Origin of the sequence: Kitasatospora putterlickiae (genome assembly GCF_039527695.1) — a bacterium.
GTDB classification, from domain to species: Bacteria; Actinomycetota; Actinomycetes; order Streptomycetales; family Streptomycetaceae; genus Kitasatospora; species Kitasatospora putterlickiae.
Map to the genome: position 1 here is coordinate 5977 of NZ_BAAAKJ010000208.1, position 276 is coordinate 6252.

Consider the following 276-nt stretch of genomic DNA (forward strand, 5'->3'; position numbering starts at 1 on the left):
TCGACCCGGAAGGGCGCGCCGCGCTCGCCGCCCTGCCCGGGCGGGTCGGCCAACTCCACCACCGGCTCCAGGAGTTCACCGAGCGGAACCTGGCCGTCATCCGCCAGGGCATGCCCGCGCTGCCGCGCCGGGTCTCCGGCTACCCGCTGGACGCGCTGCTGCCCGAGCGCGGTCACCACCTGGCCCGCGCGCTCACCGGCACCGAGGGCACCTGCGCGCTGCTGCTCGGCGCCACCGTCAGGCTGGTCGAGGACCCGCCCGCCCGCGTCCTGGTGC

1 protein-coding gene is annotated in these 276 nt (G+C 77.9%); it reads left to right on the forward strand.

What is annotated here, in order from left to right:
* On the forward strand, positions 1 to 276 hold a 276-nt coding region (locus ABD308_RS20795; RefSeq protein WP_344337417.1), incomplete at both ends, for a hypothetical protein.